Here is an 18509-nt window from a genome sequence, read left to right on the forward strand (position 1 = left end):
GCCGGGGCATCCGTACGGCGGGACATGATCACACCATCGCGTGAATCGAGGCCGATCCGGGGGCCGACGGCTCGGGTCACGCCTCCGCGCCGAGGCGGGTCACGGCCTCACCTGGATCAGCGCGTGCGTGCCCGCCGTCCGCCAGCGCTGCCCCTCCGCCGCGACGAGGGAGGCCTCGGTGCGGGCGTCGAGGCCGCAGATCACCTCGGACTTCAGGGTGCGCAGGGCGGCGACGGGACCCGGGAACCAGACGGTGAGGTCGGCGAAGGGGGTGCTCGGCGGCCACCGCCGGTCGCCCACGAGACGGCGGTAGTTGAGGTCGCCCTTGAAGACGGTCACCGTGGCCGCGGCGAACTCGGCGCGCAGGTCGTCCGGCATCTCGGCGTACGGCAGCGGGCCGCCGGAGAAGGGATGGGCGCGGACGGTGAGGCGGCCGTCGGTCATCGCCGCCCACAGCCGCCGTCCGTACCCGGCGGCCGCGCCGGATGCCGCGGTCAGGCGGCGCAGGGCGTCGAGGACGTCGGCGGTGGTGGCGTCGGAGACGTAGTACGGGTACGGCTTGACGTGCAGCACGGCCCGTTCGACGCGGCCCTGCCGGATGAGGTCGGCGATGAGCAGCAGGTCCGGGACGAGTTCACGGCCCGCGTTGTCGGCGACCAGGCAGAGGGTGCCCGCGCCGGAGGGCGGGAGCAGCGACCAGAGGGTGTCGCTGTCGTCGGCGACCAGGCCCGGGACGGCGGCCCGGGTCTCGGCGCCCTCGGCGGAGAGCCGGAAACCGAGGTCGGCGCGGTTGCCCCAGAGGGAGCCGTGCAGCAGGGCGCGGGCGCGTTCGTCGTCCGGGCGGTCCTCCAGGGCGTCCAGGGCGGCGAGTTCGTCGTCCGTCGCCGGGGCGTCCAGCTCGGCGAGCTTGACCGGGCGGAACGGGTCGATGCCCTGCCAGGGACCTGGCGTGAAGTAGCCGACGGCATGCAGGAGTCGCCGGTAGAAGTAGCTCTCGGACCACAGCCACGGCACGTCGAACCAGGACCGTCCGACGTGGGTGTCGAGCCCCCAGTCCCGCCAGCGGCCGAGGTCGGGTGCGTCGGCGGGGAGCGGTTCGAGGACGCCCTCGGTGCAGTTCGCCAGCAGCGTGTCGAGGGCGCGCCGCCGCTCGGGGTCGTACGGGAGGGACTCCCGTACCTGCCGGATGATCGCGGGGTGGCGTTCGGCCAGCACGCTGTGCGGGAAGGAGCCGGGCCGGTCGGCGAGGAGCACGGGCGCGGGGGCGGTGTCGGGCATGCGCCTCACCGTACCCGCGGGATCGGGCGCCTCGCCGGTCCCGGCGCGGCCGGTCAGGCGGTTCTCATCTCCCGCTCCAGGTGGGCGACGAGGCTGAGGTAGCGCGGGCGGCGGGTCACCGGTACCAGGCCGCGGATGAGGACGTACCACATCTCGGCCATGCGGCGGGGCAGCCGGACGAGGGGTTCGAGGGAACGGCCCATGACCCGCAGGCCGACGAAGAAGCTGACGAGGGAGTGGGCGATGGCGTCTATGTCGGTGTCGGGGTGGACGTCGGACTCCTTGACCGCGCCCAGGAGTTTGCGGGAGGCGATCTCCAGCCACTCCGTGAACGGGTGCGGCAGCGGCGGCCGTACGCCCACGCCGGCGGTGGCCAGGCGCAGTCCCGCGCGGGCGACCGGGCCTTCGACGGCGAGCCGGGCGATGCCGAAGGTGATGCGCATCAGGGCTTCCAGGGAGGAACAGTCCCGGTCGTCGACCTCGCGGGCCAGTCGGCGCGAGGACTGCGACTGGATCTCCATGATGGCGTGCGCCAGGTCTTCCTTCGCGGCGAAGTGGAAGTACAGGGCGCCCTTGGTGACATGGGCGTGCTCGACGATGTCGCTCAGGCTGGTCGATTCGTAGCCGTGCCGGTCGAACAGGTCGGCGGCGGCTGTGATAATCGTCGCTCGGGTCTGTTCGGCGCGTAACTGCCTCGCCATCGTCTCGACTCTCCTGGATGAAAAGAACGGGCCATGCCGTTTTTTAGTTACGGGGTGCACACGATAGCTCACACCCCGCTGGCATGTGCCAGACCGTCAGCTGGCTACGCCTCTCCACGTGGACGCGTTGACGCAGTTCATCGTAGCCCCAACCAGGGGTGATCCAGGAGGCCGATGACCGGAACCTTACGATCCCGGGGCCCGGCATATGACAAACTCCCGCCGAAACATACCGGATATGCGGTTCTTATAGACGAGAAAACAAAAAGGTGGGCCGGACGGTGCCCATCCGCACCGTCCGGCCCACCCGTCAGGGGAAGCGACTCAGAAAGTCAGCTTCCAGCTGTTGAGCCTGCCCGTGTCCTGCGCCGCCACGTCCTGCACCCGCAGCTTCCAGGTGCCGTTGGCCGCCTCGGCGGACGCGTTCACCGTGTAGGTGGTCACGACGTTGTCCGCGGAGTCCGAGGAGCTGGAGGACTTCAGACGGTAGGTCGAGCCGTCCGGCGCCACCAGGTCCAGGACCAGGTCACCGCGGTAGGTGTGGGTGATGTCGACGCCCACCTGCAGGGCCGACGGCGCGTTGCCGCTGCGGCCGCTCACGGTGATAGGGGACTCGATCGCCGAGCCGGCGTCCGGGATGGAGACCGCGGTGGTGCTGGTGAAGGTGGTGCCCCCCGTCGAGCCGCCGGAGCCGCTCACCGCCTGCACCGTCTTCGTGGCGTCCGCGAGACCCGCGCCGCAACCGCCGGAGCAGGCGCCGGGCAGCGGACGGGCGTTGGACTTGATCGCCGACTCGATCTGGGCCGGGGTCAGCGCCGGGTTGGCCGATTCCATCAGCGCGGCGAGGCCCGCGATGTGCGGGGTGGCCATGCTGGTGCCCTGGTAGTAGGCGTACGACTCGGTGGACGGCGTCTTCGTGCCGGAGTTCAGCGTGGAGTAGATGCCGTTCGCGGTGCCGGTGCTGGTCTGGCCGCCGGGCGCCGAGATGTCCACGAGGGAACCGTAGTTGGAGTAGGAGGCCTTGGCGCCGGTACGGCTGGTCGCGGCCACCGAGATGACGTTGTTGCAGTTGCCCGGCGAGTGGCCGGAGACGTTCTCGTTGTCGTTGCCCGCCGCCACGACCACCGTGGTGCCGCGGTTCACGGCCGCGTTGATGGCGTTCTGGGTGGCGCTGGTGCAGGCGCCGTCGCCGCCGAGGCTCATGTTGATGACCTTGGCGACGTTGCTGTTGGCGGGCACGCCGGAGACGGTGCCGCCGGACGCCCAGGTGATGGCGTCGATGATGTCGGAGTCGTAGCCGCCGCACTTGCCGAGGACGCGGAGCGGGGAGATCTTCGCGCCGTACGCGATGCCCGCCATGCCCTTGCCGTTGTTGGTGGCCGCGGCGATGGTGCCGGCGACGTGCGTGCCGTGCCAGGAGGAGTTGGAGGCCGGGACGCCGGCGCCGCACTCGTTCGCGTTGTACCAGTCGCCCGGGTCGGCCGGGTTGGAGTCGCGGCCGTCGCCGTCGACGGAGACGGCGGTGTCGGCGATGAAGTCGTAGCCGCCGACGATGTTCGCGGCGAGGTCGGAGTGGGCGACGTAGCCGGTGTCGATGACGGCGACGGTGACGCCGGTGCCGGTGGTGGCGTTCCAGGCGCCCGGCACGTTCATGCCGGCGGTGGCCTCGAACAGGTCCCACTGCTTGGCGTAGTCGGTGTCGTTCGGGTCGGCCTGCGGCTTGTTCAGACGGTCCGGTACGACGTAGGCGACCTGCGGGTCGGCCCGGTACTCGGCGATGACGTCGGCGACGTCCGTCTTCGTCAGGTCCTCGCCGAGGTCGACCAGGGCGGCACCGGTGCCGAGGCGGCGCTGGAAGTCCAGCCGCTCGCCGGCCTTCTTGCCCTTGGCCACGGCGTCGGCCTCGGCGGCCTTGTTCGACTTGGCCTCGGAGGCGCCCGACTCGTAGCCGACGATGAGGCGTTCGGCGGTGACGCCGGGGGCGGCCTCGGTGCGGGCCGCGAGGTCGGCGGGGGCCTGCGGGGCGGGCTCCTGGGCGACGGCGACCGAGGCGCCGGCGGCGGTGAACAGGGCCGCGGAAAGCGCGGCGACGGATATCAGCTTGCGACGGGTGGACGGGGAAGTACGCAAGGGCGTGCCTTTCGTGGCCGTACTCCGGGCAGCTCGGAGCGGCGGTCGGGCGCTTCTTCGTCGAAGCGGAGGGGGGTTTACCGAAAAGCGAGCGCGTTGGCCGGCCAGGCGCGAGGTGCGTCAGCTGGGTCAGGGGTTACCTGTGGGTCAGCTGTGCTCGAACGATAGGCAAATGAAAGGTCACAGGGATACAGGGGAAACCCTCGATCCGGCCGGAAACCCACCCTCGCTGTCCGGGAGTTGACCGCTCCTGACGGGATTCGCCCGCTATGCGGGGACGGTTACCGGCTCACTACGGGAAGTAGGGCGCGCCGTCCGCCCTCGGCCGCGCGTGGTCCAGCAGCCGCAGGCCCGGCATGGCGGCGAGCCGGTGCTCGGGGTCGTCGAGGTCGAGGCCGGCCAGGGCGACGGCCTCGCGGTCCAGCAGCGAGGAGGTGAGCGCGCCGTGCGTCTCGACCGCCCGGTCGGGGGTGCGGGCCAGGATCTCCAGGCCGTGGTGGCCGCGCAGCTTCACGGCGGGGATGTCGCCGAGGCGGGCGGCGGTTCCGGCCACCACGGCCTGAACCGGTGTGCGGGTGTGGCCGCGCAGCACGCTCACCACGTCGCCGGCCCAGCGCAGCAGCGCCCGTTCGGTGTCCGCGCGGTCGTCGGCGGGCGGCTGCGGCAGCATCGCGTAGATCTGCCCGCAGGCCTGGGCGACCAGCGCGTCCCGGCGGTACGCCGCCGCGTGCACCGAGACGGTCTCGGCGGCCTCGGCGAGGCGGGCGTCCCGCCAGGCGGCGTCACCGCGCGCCGGGTCGTCGCGCAGGTCGACGGCGACGACACAGGCGCCCGCGGTGGGGGCCACGCCGAGGTGGGCGGCGTGGGCGGCGGCGTTGAAACGGCCGGTGAGCAGTCCCAGTCGCGGAGCAGGGCGAGACAGGGCTCGGGGCAGCTGCGGCCGAGGATGGAGCGGCGGCGCAGTTCGTCGGCGTCGTCGGCGGGCCCGCCTAGGCGAGGACGCGGTGGCCGGTGTCCTCGACGCTGACCAGGCCCTGGGTGAGGAAGGCGAGGGTCTGGGCGAGGGAGTACAGGTCGCCGCGGTGCCCCGTGGCGGTGGCGGCGGCGCGGGCCAGTTCGGCGCGGGCCACGGTCTCCACCTCGCCCCAGCGCAGCCCGGCCGGGACGACCGGCAGGGCGACGCCCGCGGGCACGGCGGCCGCGCGTACGTCGTCGCCGGCCTCGCGCACGGCCACGGCGACGGCCCCCGCCGCCCCGGCGGCACGCAGCGACGCCACCGCCTCGGCACCCCGCGCGCCGACCGCCAGCACCAGCGCCCCGGCCGGTTCCCCGACGGCCTCGTCGGACTCGGAGATGACCACGGCCCTGAACCCGGCACCCCCGCCCCTGCCGGGCACCGGCTCGGCCCCGAGCACGGCGGCGAGCCGGCTCAGGGAGGCGCGGGCGGCATCGGGAGCGCCGAGAACGTGGGACATGCGGCCACAGTAGGCAAGCGGCGCGGGGTTGCCGAAAGGGTGACCGAATGCTGGCGGGGGCGCTCCGTCTCGAGGCAGTCGGGGCCGCCCTGGCGGGAAGGGAAGGGCGGGTTGGTCACAGGGCCGCCAGAACCGGCAGCAGGGCGCGGGCCCCTGTCAGGTCTGTGGTCAGGGGGCGGTCCTCCGTCGCGCGCGGGAGGGGGCTGGTCGCCGTCATGAGGGCGGGGGCCGCCGGTGGGGACGGGTGCAGGCGGAGGGCCCGTACGGCGGTGACCAGCTCGCAGGACAGGACCGTGGCGTACGCCTCGGTGGCGCGCAGGGTCTGGCGGGCTGACTGCGAGGCGAAGCCGGCGGCCTCCTCCAGGCCGTGGGAGAGGACGGCGTGGCCGGCGGAGGCGGGAGTGGCGCAGGTGCGCAGCTCGGCGAGGGCGGAGGTGGCCGTGTACTCGAGGATCATCGTGCCGGAGCTGCCCGCCGGGCCGGTGGCGAGGAACGCGGGCAGGCCGGTGAGGTCGGGGCGGCCCAGCGCGGTGAGGCGGGCGGCCGAGAGCTGGGCGGTCTGCAGGACGGCGAGGTTCAGGGCGTCCAGGGCGAGGGCGAGCGGGGCGGCGTAGAAGCCGCCGTGGTGGTAGGCGGCCGTGCCGTCCGGGGCGATGAGCGGGTTCTCCGTGGGGCAGTTGACCTCGGTCTCCACGACGCGGCGCAGCCCGTCCGCGGCGTCCAGGGCGCAGCCGTGCACCTGGGGGAAGGCCCGGAAGCCGTACGGGTCCTGGATGCGGCGGCCGGTGCCGTACGGCCGTTCCGGCAGCCCCAGCAGCCGCCGTACCTCCGCGGCGGCCCGCGCGGCACCCGGGTACGGGCGCAGGGCGTGCACGGGTGCCGCGTAGGCCTCCGGCGAGCCGGTCACGGCGGCCAGCGAGAGCGCGGCGACGGCGTGCGTGGCGCGCAGCAGGGTGTCGAGGGTGTGCCAGGCGAGCGCCGCCTGCCCGAGCGCGAGGGCGTTGCTGCTGAGCAGCGCGAGCGCGTCGCCGGGGCGGAGGGTGACGGGGGCGGGGGCGGTGCCGGGGGCGGGGTGGGGCAGCCAGGGCCGCTCCCCGATGAGGGCGAGGCCCGTCTCCGCGAGGGCCGTCAGGTCGCCGGTGCCGAGGCCGCCGTACTCGGGGACCGCGGGGTGGAGGCCGAGCCGCAGTGCCTCGGTGAGGGCGCGGACGAAGTCGGGGTGGATGCCGGAGCCGCCGGCGAGGAGCTGGTTGACGCGGACGGCGAGCATGGCCCGGACCTGGCGGGCGGGCAGCGGGGCGCCGGCGCCGCCCGCGTGGCTGCGCAGCAGGCGCAGGCCGTGGTCCGCCTCGTCGTCCGGTCCGACCGGGACCGAGCGGTGCGCTCCGACACCGGTGCCCCGGCCGTACAGGCGCCCCGCGGCGGCGAGTCGCTGCGCGGCGCGCCAGGAATCCCGTACGCGTTGCAGCGCGGCCGCGGGCACGTCCGGTACGGCCGCGCCGTCGGCGAGCCGCACCACGTCCGCGGCCGTGAGCCCACCGCCGTCGAGGGCGACGCGGGCGGCACCCCCGGGGATGCGCGTCGGTTCGTCGGCGGTGGTGCTCACGATCGGTGCGGCGGGCGGGTGCCGGGGACGGACGTCAGTCGAGGCCGACCGACTTCAGCCAGGCCTTGGCCACGTCGAGCGGGTCCTTGTTCTCGAGCTGCACCTGGGAGTCCAGGTCGAGCAGCGTCTTGGTGTCGAGCTTGGCGGAGACCGCGTCGAGGGTGTCGACACCCTCCTGGGAGAGGCCGCTCTTGTGGACCAGCGGGGTCACGTTGGCGAAGCCGAAGAGGTTCTTCGGGTCCTGGAGGACGACGAACTTCTCCTTGGTGATGGTCGGGTCGGTGGTGAAGATGTCCGCGGCCTGCACGGTGTTCTTCGTCAGGGCGGCCTGCGTCAGCGGTCCCCCGGCGTCGAGCGCCTTGAAGGACTTGAACTTCAGGCCGTACTCCTTCTCCAGTCCGACCAGTCCCTGGTGCCGGGTCTGGAACTCGGGTGAGCCGCCGATGACCAGGTTGGGAGCGATCTCCTGGAGGTCGGCCAGGGTGGACTGTCCGGTGAGGCCGTACTTCTTCGCCGTCTCGGCGTTGATGGAGACGGAGTCCTTGTCCTCGGCGGGCGCCGACTCCAGCAGGGTCAGCCTGGTGTCGAGCTTGGTCTTGACCGCGGCGTTCACCGCCTCGACCGACTTCTGCTCGGCCTTGGGGTCGAGGTAGGCGAGCAGCGAGCCGTTGTACTCGGGCAGGACGGTGATGGTGCCGTTCTTCAGCATGCCGTAGGTGGTCTCGCGGCTGCCGATGTTGGGCTTGTAGCTGACCTCGATGCCCTTGGCCTTGAGCGCCTCGCCGTAGATGTCGGCGAGGAGGATGCTCTCGGCGAAGTTGTTGGAGCCGACGACGACGGTGTCGCCGCCCGCCGCCTTGTCCTCCGCGAGCGGGTTGTCGGCCTCGTCGTCCGACGAGCCACAGCCCGCCACCAGCGCCGCGGTGACGGCGAGTGCGACGGCGGCGGCGCCGCGGTGTCGAGTTCTGGTCCAGCTGCTCTTCACGGTAGAAGTCACGTTTCCCGTTCCGGGCCGAGTGAGTGTTGGTGGTCGGTGGTGCCGGCGTCGCCGTCGATCCAATCCAGGCCTTTCTCGATTGGTCAAGGCCCCACTGATCACAATTGCCTTCAACAAGTGGCCGTTTGACGGGGCCAAGTGGCAGCTTGTGTGAGAAAAGCGAACGAACTCGCAATGATCCTGAGCGTGTTGTAACTGATTCTTGACGTGCAGTGGCGATCGATCATCTCAAGAGGCGGTAGTCTCCCCGGAGTTGACGCCCGTCACACGGATGCGTGTCGATCAGGACGGTCATGGAACACGGTCACGAGGGAGGCCCGATGTCCACGCGCGAGGTGGGGATCCGTGGCTTCGCCGACCGGTGGCCGTTCCGTCGCAAGCTCAACGTCCTGGTCGGCGTGCCCCTCGCCGGGCTCGGCGCGGTGCTCTCCTATCTGATCACCGGTCAGGTCGAGCAGGCCCAGGACGCGGCCGCCGCGGCACGGCTGGTCCGGGACAGCACCCAGGTCGCCACCCTGGTCGACCGGGTGGAGGCGGAGCACCAGCAGGCCATCCTGCTGTCCGTGCGCCACGAGGCGGCGGGCACCGGCACGAAGCCCTCCCTGGAGGGCTACCGCGAGGCGCAGGACGCGGTCGACGCCCAGGTGGAGAAGGTGCGCGACACCTTCGGCGACCGGCTGCCGGACACCGAGTCCCGGGCGCTGCGCGAGATCAGCGGCCTGGACAGCCTGCGCGCCACCATCGAGCAGGGCTACCTGCCCGCCGACAACATCGACCCCGCCTACACGGGCGCCGCCGAGGGCCTGATCGACGGGCTCAACCTTGACCGCAACGCGGCCCTCGCGGCCACCTTCACCGGCAATCTGCTGGACTCGCTGCTGCGCGCGGACGCCGCCCACAGCTCCTTCGAGACGAGTGTCTTCTCCGCGTCGACGGGCGACTCCAACGCGCTGATCGAGTTCGTCAACGCGGTCGGCGCCGACGAGCTGTACCGGCACCAGGCCGACCGCTTCGGCCGGTTCGCCACCGAGGCGCAGGCGGCCGAGCTGCGCGGGATCGAGCACAGCGCGGCCCAGGCGGTCATCGGCCGGCAGTTCGCGGAGCTGCAGATCGACCCGAGCGGGCTGCAGGCGGGCACGCCGGAACGGATCCGGGAGAAGTTCAACGAGGCGCTGGCCGCCTACCCCGCCTATCGCGACCAGTCCGCGACCCGGCTGGAGATCACCGCCTCGCTCATCGACCAGATCGCCGACCGCGCCGACACCGCGTCCTCCGACGCCTGGTGGAACGCCGGCTGGCTGCTGGGCCTCGCACTGCTCGGCTTCTCGCTGTGGCTCGCCTTCGCAGTGGCGGTACGCCGCTCGGTGGTACGGCCGGTGCACGCGCTGACCGGTGCCGCCCGCGCGGTCGCCGACGTCGCCGGACGCGAACTCGCCCGGGTCGCCGACGACGACGCCGAGGACGACGCGCCGCTGCGGCTGAGCGAGGTGCCGGTGACCGCGCGGGACGAGATCGGTGACCTCGCCGACGCCTTCAACCACGTCCAGACCACCGCCGCCGCGCTGCTGGAACGGCAGGTGCTGAGCCGGCGCAACGTCGCGGAGATGTTCGGCAACGTGGGCCGCCGGGTGAGCAACCTGACCACCCGGCAGCTCGCCCTCATCGACGCGGTCGAGCGCGGCGAGACCGACCCGGCGCTGCTGGAGCGGCTGTACCGCATCGACCACATCGCGGTCCGGCTGCGCCGCAACGCCGACAGCCTGATGCTGCTCGCCGGCATCCGGGAGACCGTCCTCGACGCGGGGCCGACCGCGCTCACCAACGTGGTGCGGGCCGCGCTCGGCCAGATCGAGGGGTTCCAGCGGGTCGAACTGCACGCCGGGACCGAGGTCATGGTGGAGCCCGACATCGTCGGCGACCTCACCCTGATGGTCGCCGAACTGCTGGAGAACGCGGTGTCGTTCTCGCCCGCCGGGAGCGCCGTCGAGGTGACGGTGCAGGGCCGCGCGGACGGGGCGACGGTCACCGTCGCCGACCACGGCCTGGGCATGAGCGCCGAGCGGCTGGCCGAGGAGAACGCCCGGCTGATCCGCCGCGAACGGCTCGACCTCATGCCGACGAAGGTGCTCGGCCTGTTCGTGGTGGGCACGCTGGCCCGCCGCTGGGACATCGGCGTCACGCTCACCCGGACGCCGGGCGGCGGTGTGACGGCCGAGGTGGTCATCCCGCCCGCGCATCTGCTGACGCCCACCGGCTCGGCCCCGGCCCTGAACAAGGACGTACGCCCGGCCGGTACGGCCACGCACGGCACGCCCGCCGCCACCGCCGAGCCGAACGCCGTACGACCGCCGGAGCGGCACCCCGCGCGCCCGGAGGCCGGCGCGGCCGCCGGTACGGCGGGCGGGCCCGCGCCGCACGCCGGTGCGGAGCCCGGGCGGCCCGACGCCGCGCACCCGCTCCCCCGGCGGCTGCCCCGGCGTGAGCCGGGTGCCGCCGGCGGCGACGGCTCCCCGCTCATCCCGCGGGCCCGCACCGAGTCCGCCCCGGCGGGCGGCGGCGCCCGTCCGCTGCGCCGCCGGGTCCGCGGGGCGACCCTGCGGACGACGCTCGGCGCGGACGGCGCCAACGGTTCGCCGCGCGAGGCGGTGCCCCCGGCCGACGCGGAGGCGGTGCGCAGCTCGCTGGAGGAGTTCGAGGCGGCCGTCGAACGCGCCCACCGGGACAGCGACGGCATCGGCATCCCCCGCCCGGACGGCATCGATGCCCCCGGCACCGCACCCGAGACCCCCGACTCGCACCCCCAGACCAACCCCCCGGAAGGAGCGCAGAGTTGAGCACGCAGACAGGTGGCACTCCCGCCGGAGACACCGCACCGGACGACCTGCGGGCCGCCGCAGCCGACTTCACCTGGCTGCTCAACCGCTTCGCGACCGAGACCGCGGGTGTCGTGGACGCCATCGCGGTGTCCTCGGACGGACTGCTCATCGCGGTGGCCCAGTTGCGGGAGCGAGCCCATTCGGAACGACTGGCGGCGATCGTGTCCGGCCTGACGAGCCTCGCCGCCGGCGCGTCCGGCAACTACGGCCTGGGCGCGCTCAACAAGGTCATCATCGACCTGGAGGGCGGCCATGTGCTGGTCTCGGCGATCGGCAGCGGGGCCGTGCTCGGCGTGGTCGCCGACAAGGAGGCCAAGCTCGGCAACATCGCGTACGAGATGACGCTGTTCGCCAATCGTGCCGGTGCCGCGCTCAGTCCGCAGCTGGTGCTGGAGCTGAAGAACACCGTCGGCGCCGCGTCGACGGGCTGACCGGTCACGGCCCGCTCGCGCGAGGACCGGCCGAGAGAGGAAGAGACCACTCATGGCGGACGGCTTCCCGCCGCCCCCGGGCCCGGACGAGGTGCCGGACCCGGCCGGCCCCGTCCCCGCCGTTCGCCCGTTCCTCGTCACCTCGGGCCGGGTGGCGGGCGCGGGCGAGGCCGCGGCCGAGCGGCCGATGCCGGTGGAGACCCAGGTGATCGCCACCGCGGAGGGCCTCGAAGCGCTCGGCGGGCTCTCCTTCGAACGGCACGACATCGTGGCCGCGTGCGCGCGGCCGCAGTCCCTCGCCGAGATCGCGGCCCGGCTGCGGCTGCACCTCAACGTGGTCCGGGTGCTCGCCGACGATCTGCGGGCCGCCGGGCAGCTGGCGGTGTACGTGCCGAACGCGGCCGCCACCCATGACGCGTCCGTCCTGCGAAGGGTTATCGATGGCCTGCGCGCCATCCCCGACTCCCGAGGGGTACTCCGTGACACCGACTGAGCCCGCCACCCGCCAGGGCGCCGCCGCGCGGACCGCCGTACGGCCACCGCTGCCGGTGAAGATGGTGATCGCGGGCGGTTTCGGGGTGGGCAAGACCACCGCGGTCGGCGCCATCTCCGAGATCGAGCCGCTGACCACCGAGGCGGCGATCACCGAGGTCGCGGCGGGCGTGGACGACCTCACGCACACCCCGCGCAAGACCACCACGACGGTGGCCATGGACTTCGGCTGCCTGACGATCGACCCGACGCTGAAGCTGTATCTGTTCGGCACGCCCGGGCAGGACCGGTTCGGGTTCATGTGGGACGACATCGTGGAGGGCGCGGTCGGCGCGCTCGTCATCGTCGACACCCGCCGCCTGGACGACTGCTACGCGGCCGTGGACTACTTCGAGCACAAGCGGATCCCGTTCGCGGTGGCGGTCAACGCCTTCGACGGCCGGGTCGAGCACGCCCTGGACGAGGTGCGCTGGGCGCTGGACGTCGCCGACCACGTCCCGGTCGTCGTGTTCGACGCCCGGGAGCGCGGTTCGGTGCGGGACGCGCTGCTGGTCGTACTGGAGCTGGCGCTGGCGCGGACCGAGACGGCGGGGGGCCAGGACTTCTGATGGCCCCGGCCCGCTCAGGTGCTGCGCCGCACCCCCGGTGAGACCGTGATGCGGGCGATCGCCCAGAACACCGCGAGGGTGGCCAGGGCGAGCAGGGCGACCAGGGCGGCGCCGCCCGCGACCTTCTCGTAGTCGCGCTGGTAGAGGCCGTCGATGATGTAGCGGCCGACACCGCCGAAGCTGACGTAGGCGGCGATGGTGGCCGTGGAGACGATCTGCACGGCCGCCGTGCGCAGTCCGCCGAGGATCAGCGGGAGCGCCACCGGGAGTTCGACCCGCAGCAGCACCCCGGTCTCTCGCATGCCCATGCCGCGGGCGGCGTCCACGGGTGCCGGGTCGACGGAGCGCACCGCCTCGTAGGTGGTGACGAGGATGGGCGGCACGGCGAGGACGACCAGCGGGATCATCACCGGGGCGAGGCCGAGGCCGAGCAGCACGAACAGCAGGACCATCAGGCCGAAGCTGGGCAGTGCGCGGCCGGCGGTGGCGATCAGGGCGAGGGTGTTGCCGCCGCGTCCGGTGTGGCCGGTGAGCAGGCCGATCGGCAGTCCGATCGCGGCGGCGATGCCGAGCGCCATCAGTGAGTAGCCGAGGTGTTCGAGCACCCGGGTCGGGATGCCGTCGTAGCCGTGCCAGCGGGCGCCGTCACTGAAGAACGCGTCGATGAAGCCGAGTACGTTCACGCCGCCGCCCCTTCCCGCTTGTCGTGGGCGCCGCGCGGCATCCAGGGGGTCACCAGCAGCCGCAGCAGGATCAGTACGGCGTCCACGAGGACGGCGAGGACGGCGGTGCCCACCACGGAGAGCCAGATCAGGCGCGGCTGGTTGTAGATCATGCCGCTGTTGAGGAGGTTGCCGAGCGCTCCCTGGTTGCCGATCAGCATGCCGACGCTGACGAGGGAGATGCTGGACACCGACGCCACCCGCAGCGCGGCGATGATGGCGGGCGCGGCGATCGGCAACTGCACCTGGAGGTAGCGCCGGACGGGCCCGAAGCCCATGGCGGTGGCGGCGTCCAGGGTCTCCCGGGGCACCGAGCGGACGCCGTCGACGATCGCCGGGACGAACACGACCAGGCTGTAGACGGCGAGCGGGATCATCACCGTGATCTCGCTCTGGCCGGTGTAGTCGATGAGGACGACGAAGAAGGCGAGCGAGGGGATCGCGTACAGCACGGTCGTGATGCCCAGCACCGGCGGGTACAGCCAGCGCAGCCGGACGCACAGCTGGGCGACGGGCAGCGCCACCAGCAGCCCGGCCAGCACGGGCAGCAGCGCCTCGCGCAGGTGCAGCCCGATCAGCCCCCAGTAGCTGTTCTGGAGGTCGCTGGTCATGTCGAAGAGGCCGTTCATCGCACGGCCTTCTCGACGCGTCCGGCGTCGGTGCGCCGTTCGGCGTGCGCCCCGCGGATCGCCTCCGCGATGGCCTGCTGGGACACCACGCCGGCCGCCCGGCCCTCCCCGTCCACGGCGACCGCCCACCCGGTGGGCGACAGGACCGCGCAGTCGAGGGCGGCCCGCAGCGAGTCGGTGTCCTTCCGGAACGGCCGCCCGCACGGCAGCAGCCGCTCCGGCCGGATGTCCCCGGCGGCCAGGTCGCGCGGCGCGGCCCAGCCGAGGGGCTTGCCGTCGAGGCCGGTGACGAGGAGGTAGGGGGTGCCGGCGGTGTCGCGGGCGGCGATCTGCTCGGCGGTGGCGTCGACGGCGACGATCGGCGTGGTCAGCAGTTCCAGCCCGGCCGCGGTGAAGAAGGAGAGCCGGCGGATGCCCCGGTCGGCGCCGAGGAAGTCCTCGACGAAGTCGTCGGCGGGGTTGCTCAGCAGTTCGGCGGGCGGCGCGAACTGGGCCAGCCGGCCGCCGGTGCGCAGCACGGCGACCATGGTGCCGAGTTTGACGGCCTCGTCGATGTCGTGGGTGACGAAGACGATGGTCTTGCCCAACTCGTCCTGAAGCCGCAGCAGTTCGTCCTGGAGGCCCTTGCGGACGACGGGGTCGACGGCGGAGAACGGCTCGTCCATGAGGAGGACGGGCGGGTCGGCGGCCAGCGCGCGGGCCACGCCGACGCGTTGCTGCTGGCCGCCGGAGAGCTGGTAGGGGTAGCGGCGGGCGAGGGAGGCGTCGAGGCCGACCCGCTCCATCAGTTCCCGGGCACGGGCGCGTGCCTTGTCCTTGCGCCAGCCGAGCAGGCGGGGCACGGTGGCGATGTTGTCGACGATCGTGCGGTGCGGAAAGAGCCCGGCGTGCTGGATGACGTAGCCCATGGACCGGCGCAGTTCGCTGACGGGCTGCCGGCGGATGTCGGCGCCGTCGAGGTGGATGGTGCCCTCGCTGGGCTCGACCATCCGGTTGATCATCCGCAGGGTCGTCGTCTTGCCGCAGCCCGACGGTCCGACGAGGACCGTGATCGAACGGTCCGGTATCTCCAGTGAGAGCCGGTCGACCGCCACCGTGCCGTCCGGGTACCGCTTGGTGACTGTATCTATCCGTATCAAAACGCCGAACACCCTTCGGGTTTGGCAGCTGCTGTGCGCTCGCGCCGGGCGGCGGGCCGTTGCGGGGAGAGTCTAGACCGGTTGTATGGCTACCAGATCAACAGACCACCGCCGATTCCCGCCGCTCGCAGGGCAGTTGCCGCCGGTGGGTCACGCGGCGGCCAGCGGCACGCCCGGCGTGCGCCGCACCCGGTGTCCGGCGTCGACGGCGTACACCTCGCAGCCCTGCTGCCCGGCCGCCCAGGCGACGCCGTCCGGGCCCAGCGCGAAGGCGGCGGTTGCGACGGCGTCGGCCTCGGTCAGGGTGGGCGCGACGACGGTGACTGTTGTGGTTCAGGCCGAAGCCCACCACCCAGCCGTCGGTGTGCTCCGCCGAGGCGAGCGCCGCGCGCAGGCCGTCGAGGTCGGTGACCGTGGACAGGTCGAGCCCGGTGGCCATGTCCAGGCCCCACACGGGGCGGCTGTGGCCGTCCACCAGGCCGGGCACGAGGCAGGCGCCGCCCAGGTCGACGACCTCGGTGCCCCGCCCCTGCCAGGTCGCGTACGTCGTCGCGGTCCCCGACGGCGGCGATCCGCCCGTCGCGCACGGCGACCGCGTCGGCGTACGGCCGTTCGGGGTCGAGGGTGCGGACACCGGCGCCGGTGAGGACGAGGTCGGCGGAGGGCATTGCGGGCTCCTTGTCGTACGTAGTGGGACGGGTGTGCGGGTGCCGGGGGTCAGTCCGCGTGGCGGGCGCGCTTCGGGGACGCCGTGAGCGTCGGGTTCGAGGGACGGGTCCGCGTCCGGCTCGGCGGCGAAGCGCTGTGGGAGGTCGCCGACGACACCGCGACCCCCCGGCTGGCCGAGGCCCTGGCGGCCGTCGGCGGGCACCGCGCGGACCGGGGCTTCGACATCGCCCTGGAAGGCTTCCTCGCCGACGCGCGGCGCAGGCTGGCGGAGGCGTGAGACAACTCGTGCGGTACCGGAGAACGTTCGCGGCGTGGGGAAAACGTTTGATCGAGCCCGGCCCCGGCGTCTAGGGTCGGCGACCGACGGCGTGTAGCTCAGCAGCAGAGCACCGGGCTTCCTACCCGGAGGGCGCAGGGGCGGAACCTGCCACGCCGGCTTATGAACGACAACGCTGAGCAGCAGCCTCTCACCGTGTCCACGTCCTACGCCCACGCCCAGCTGGCCAAGGCCTTCGTGACCGCGCTGACCCACGAGGACGCCACGACCCGGCACCGGGCGTCGGCGCGCGGGCAGCGCTGGCGTGCCGTGCTCGCCGGGATGGCCGACGGCCGGCTGAGGATCGGCTCCCGCACCCCGGTGCGCGGCTTCCCGGCCTGGGTGACCCCCGAGGTGGTGCGCGGCGGCTTCGCCACCGGAGCGCCGAGCGCCGGTGGCCCCCTGCAGCCGTACGAGAGGGAACTCGCGCGGCGGTTCGGGGTGCCGGCCGACCGGCGGGCACTGTTCGACCACTGCCTCACCGAGGCCGGTCTCCACTGGCTGTGGGCACTGCTGGACGGCGGCCGGTACGAGGTGACGGTCCCCGAGGAGGCCGCGCTGCTCACCGCCGCCTGGCTGGTGCGCCACGGGGAGGCGGCCGACGCACTGGACCTGCTGGCGGAACTGGAGCCGTTCGCCGGGCAGTTGCGTTTCCTGCCCCGGCCGACGGAGCGGCCCGCTCCGAAGGACGCCGAGGCGGTGCACCGCAGGACCGCCTCCGACGCCGTCGGCACCCTGCGACGACGGCGGCCCAGCGAGGCCGTCGAGACCCAGCGCGAGGCGCTCACCGTATGGGCGCCGTTCGGCGACGAACTGCTCGCGCACTGGCTGGAGACGGCCGACGACGACGGCCGGGTGCTCGCGCGCACCCCGGACGCCGCCTGGCCGGCGCGCGGCGCTGCCCTGCTCGACCGCTACCGGTGGCTGGCCGCGAAGCACGACCTGTGCGGAAAGCACCGCAACCCCAAGGAGAACCTGGGCATCCTGCGCGGCGCGCTGGAGGAGACGGTCGCCGGACGGCCGCTGGACCCGCGCCGGCTGGGCCTGCTGCGGCAGGCGGTGACGGGCATGGTGCGGCGGCGCGGCCTGCCCGGCTCCGCCCCGCACACGGCACTGCGCGGCCGGCAGGCACGGCAGGCGGCGCTCCCCTCCTACCACGCGCTGGCCCGGCTCGTGGTGGGCCGGCTGGCCGCGCTGCCCCAGGACACCGGCATACCGGACACGGAGCCGCTGCTCGCCCCGGTGACGGAGGAGGAGAGCCGGGAGACCGGCCTGCCGGCCGGGGCCGTCCTGCCGCCGGCGATCCGGCGGCCGGTGGAGGCGGCGCTGAGCGCCCCCGTCGGCACCCTGGTGGACCGGGGTGTCGTCCCGTCCGCCGAGGTCCTGGCCGAGCTGGTGCCGCAGCTGGTCGCCGCGACCACCGCGCAGGCGTACCGCGACGAGCCGCTGCGCACGCTGATGGCCGCCACCTACCGGGCCTTCCGCAACCGCCGCTCGCTGCTCCTGCTCGACCTGGAACGTCAGGTGCGGGTGGAGGAGCTGCCCTGGGTGCGGGCGGTGGCCGGGCACCGCGAGGACGCCGCCGCCGACACGTCCGCGCTCACCGTGCTGCGGCAGCTCGGCGAACTGGCGGTGCGGGCCTTCCCGGGCACGATCCTGCCCAACCCGCTCGTCCGTGAGCTCGGCGTGCTCGGCCGCCAGGCGGACCTGGGCGCCCCGTTCGTGGAGGAGCTGGCCGCGGACATCTTCATGGGCGCGTTCAGCCCGAAGTTCCTCACGGCGGCACGGATCGCGGCCGAACTGCTCACCGGCACGCTCTACGAGCGCTACTACGGCATCGACTACCGCGCGATCCGCGACCTGGCGATCGCCGAGACGGGCGCGGCCCTGAGCCGTGGGCACGGCGCCCGCACGTCCCCGGGGTTCGCGCGGCTGTGCGCCGAGCGGGCGGGTACGACCGCCGGTCCGTCCTGGTCGGTGGCGGCCAACGGCAAGACCATCGAGCAGGCGCAGATCCTGACGACGCACAACCTGGCCACGCTGGTGTCGCGGGCCGGCATCACCCCGGAACCCGGCTGGCCGGCCCTGGCCCGCCACTCCTTCACCACGGTCTGCCGCCTGACCGCCCGCGTCCACCACCACCCGCGTCCGCTGGCCACCGTCAAGGACACCGCCTACGCCTGGCGGCAGACGCTCTTCCACCTGTCCCGGTGCGCACCGGCCGAGCAGCGCGCCACCCTCGCCTGGCTGGACGAGGAGACGGCCCGCCACCCGTCCCACGTCGCCACCCGCCTGGCACCGGCCCTGCACGGCCTGCGGTGGGTCGCCGAGGGCGGCACGTTCGACGCGGACGGCACGGCGGACGGGGGGCGGGGGCGGCGGCTGCTCGGCTGGACGACGGAGCGGCACTGGCTGCTGGCCGGCTGACGGGCGCGGCCGC

16 protein-coding genes, 1 tRNA gene and 2 pseudogenes are annotated in these 18509 nt (G+C 73.4%); 7 read left to right on the plus strand and 12 right to left on the minus strand.

The annotated features are described in order from the left end of the window. Positions 1-99: 99 nt before the first annotated feature. From ACSU6L_RS08415 to ACSU6L_RS08445, 7 genes are all read right to left on the minus strand, one after another. Positions 100-1278, minus strand: coding sequence for a damage-control phosphatase ARMT1 family protein (locus ACSU6L_RS08415; protein WP_437055109.1), 1179 nt, complete (start codon positions 1276-1278; stop codon positions 100-102). Between the two features lie 53 nt (positions 1279-1331). Continuing rightward, positions 1332-1979 carry a ScbR family autoregulator-binding transcription factor gene (locus tag ACSU6L_RS08420; RefSeq protein ID WP_073939164.1) on the minus strand — a complete coding sequence of 216 codons (648 nt, stop codon included), beginning with the start codon at positions 1977-1979 and terminating at the stop codon, positions 1332-1334. Between the two features lie 324 nt (positions 1980-2303). Further along, complete coding sequence (locus ACSU6L_RS08425; protein WP_437055111.1) at positions 2304-4109, minus strand: S8 family peptidase; 1806 nt, start codon at positions 4107-4109, stop codon at positions 2304-2306. Between the two features lie 292 nt (positions 4110-4401). Then, a complete protein-coding gene (locus tag ACSU6L_RS08430; RefSeq protein ID WP_437055113.1) occupies positions 4402-4956 on the minus strand; it encodes a hypothetical protein in 555 nt (184 codons plus the stop codon). Positions 4957-5098: 142 nt separating this feature from the next. Beyond that, complete coding sequence (locus ACSU6L_RS08435) at positions 5099-5584, minus strand: hypothetical protein (RefSeq protein ID WP_437055115.1); 486 nt, start codon at positions 5582-5584, stop codon at positions 5099-5101. 115 nt (positions 5585-5699) lie between these two features. After that, entirely contained in the window at positions 5700-7190 is a 1491-nt protein-coding gene (locus ACSU6L_RS08440) for an aromatic amino acid ammonia-lyase (RefSeq protein WP_437055117.1), read from the minus strand. 34 nt (positions 7191-7224) lie between these two features. After that, complete coding sequence (locus ACSU6L_RS08445; protein WP_437055119.1) at positions 7225-8187, minus strand: ABC transporter substrate-binding protein; 963 nt, start codon at positions 8185-8187, stop codon at positions 7225-7227. Between the two features lie 320 nt (positions 8188-8507). Here ACSU6L_RS08445 and ACSU6L_RS08450 point away from each other — a divergent pair, with 320 nt between their 5' ends. The 4 genes from ACSU6L_RS08450 to ACSU6L_RS08465 are packed head-to-tail and all read left to right on the plus strand — an operon-like array spanning position 8508 to position 12594. Next, positions 8508-11021: an ATP-binding protein gene (locus ACSU6L_RS08450; protein ID WP_437055120.1), complete on the plus strand. Its 2514-nt coding sequence runs from the start codon at positions 8508-8510 to the stop codon at positions 11019-11021. Beyond that, complete coding sequence (locus ACSU6L_RS08455) at positions 11018-11494, plus strand: roadblock/LC7 domain-containing protein (RefSeq protein WP_365509993.1); 477 nt, start codon at positions 11018-11020, stop codon at positions 11492-11494. The genes ACSU6L_RS08450 and ACSU6L_RS08455 overlap by 4 nt, the downstream gene beginning before the upstream one ends. A gap of 52 nt (positions 11495-11546) precedes the next feature. Further along, positions 11547-11987, plus strand: a complete 441-nt coding sequence (locus ACSU6L_RS08460) for a DUF742 domain-containing protein (RefSeq protein ID WP_437055123.1) — start codon at positions 11547-11549, stop codon at positions 11985-11987. Next, positions 11974-12594, plus strand: a complete 621-nt coding sequence (locus tag ACSU6L_RS08465) for a GTP-binding protein (RefSeq protein WP_437055125.1) — start codon at positions 11974-11976, stop codon at positions 12592-12594. The genes ACSU6L_RS08460 and ACSU6L_RS08465 overlap by 14 nt, the downstream gene beginning before the upstream one ends. A 14-nt stretch (positions 12595-12608) precedes the next feature. On the opposite strand, the gene ACSU6L_RS08470 is transcribed toward ACSU6L_RS08465, so the two are convergent. From ACSU6L_RS08470 to ACSU6L_RS08490, 5 genes and pseudogenes are all read right to left on the minus strand, one after another. Then, positions 12609-13277 (minus strand): ABC transporter permease, encoded by a 669-nt coding sequence (locus ACSU6L_RS08470; protein ID WP_437055127.1) that lies wholly within the window; start codon positions 13275-13277, stop codon positions 12609-12611. Then, a complete protein-coding gene (locus tag ACSU6L_RS08475) occupies positions 13274-13945 on the minus strand; it encodes an ABC transporter permease (protein ID WP_437055129.1) in 672 nt (223 codons plus the stop codon). Before ACSU6L_RS08475 ends, ACSU6L_RS08470 begins: the two co-directional genes overlap by 4 nt. Continuing rightward, positions 13942-15084, minus strand: a complete 1143-nt coding sequence (locus tag ACSU6L_RS08480; protein WP_437055131.1) for an ABC transporter ATP-binding protein — start codon at positions 15082-15084, stop codon at positions 13942-13944. The genes ACSU6L_RS08475 and ACSU6L_RS08480 overlap by 4 nt, the downstream gene beginning before the upstream one ends. Positions 15085-15234: 150 nt before the next feature. Then, positions 15235-15411 (minus strand): annotated as a pseudogene (locus tag ACSU6L_RS08485) (FAD:protein FMN transferase); the annotation flags it as partial. Further along, a pseudogene (locus ACSU6L_RS08490) lies at positions 15407-15752 on the minus strand (amidohydrolase family protein); the annotation flags it as partial. The pseudogenes ACSU6L_RS08490 and ACSU6L_RS08485, both read right to left, overlap by 5 nt. An 83-nt stretch (positions 15753-15835) precedes the next feature. On the opposite strand from ACSU6L_RS08490, the gene ACSU6L_RS08495 reads away from it, so the two are divergent. The 3 genes from ACSU6L_RS08495 (at position 15836) to ACSU6L_RS08505 (ending at position 18496) form a co-directional block, all read left to right on the plus strand. Beyond that, on the plus strand, positions 15836-16030 hold the full coding sequence (locus ACSU6L_RS08495; protein WP_437055133.1) for a hypothetical protein: 195 nt from the start codon (positions 15836-15838) through the stop codon (positions 16028-16030). Between the two features lie 87 nt (positions 16031-16117). Then, positions 16118-16189 (plus strand) — tRNA-Gly (locus ACSU6L_RS08500). A gap of 3 nt (positions 16190-16192) precedes the next feature. Next, positions 16193-18496, plus strand: a complete 2304-nt coding sequence (locus ACSU6L_RS08505) for a hypothetical protein (protein WP_437055135.1) — start codon at positions 16193-16195, stop codon at positions 18494-18496. The last annotated feature ends 13 nt before the right edge of the window (positions 18497-18509 follow it).

Origin of the sequence: Streptomyces sp. enrichment culture, assembly GCF_964272855.1 — a bacterium.
Classification (GTDB): domain Bacteria; phylum Actinomycetota; class Actinomycetes; order Streptomycetales; family Streptomycetaceae; genus Streptomyces.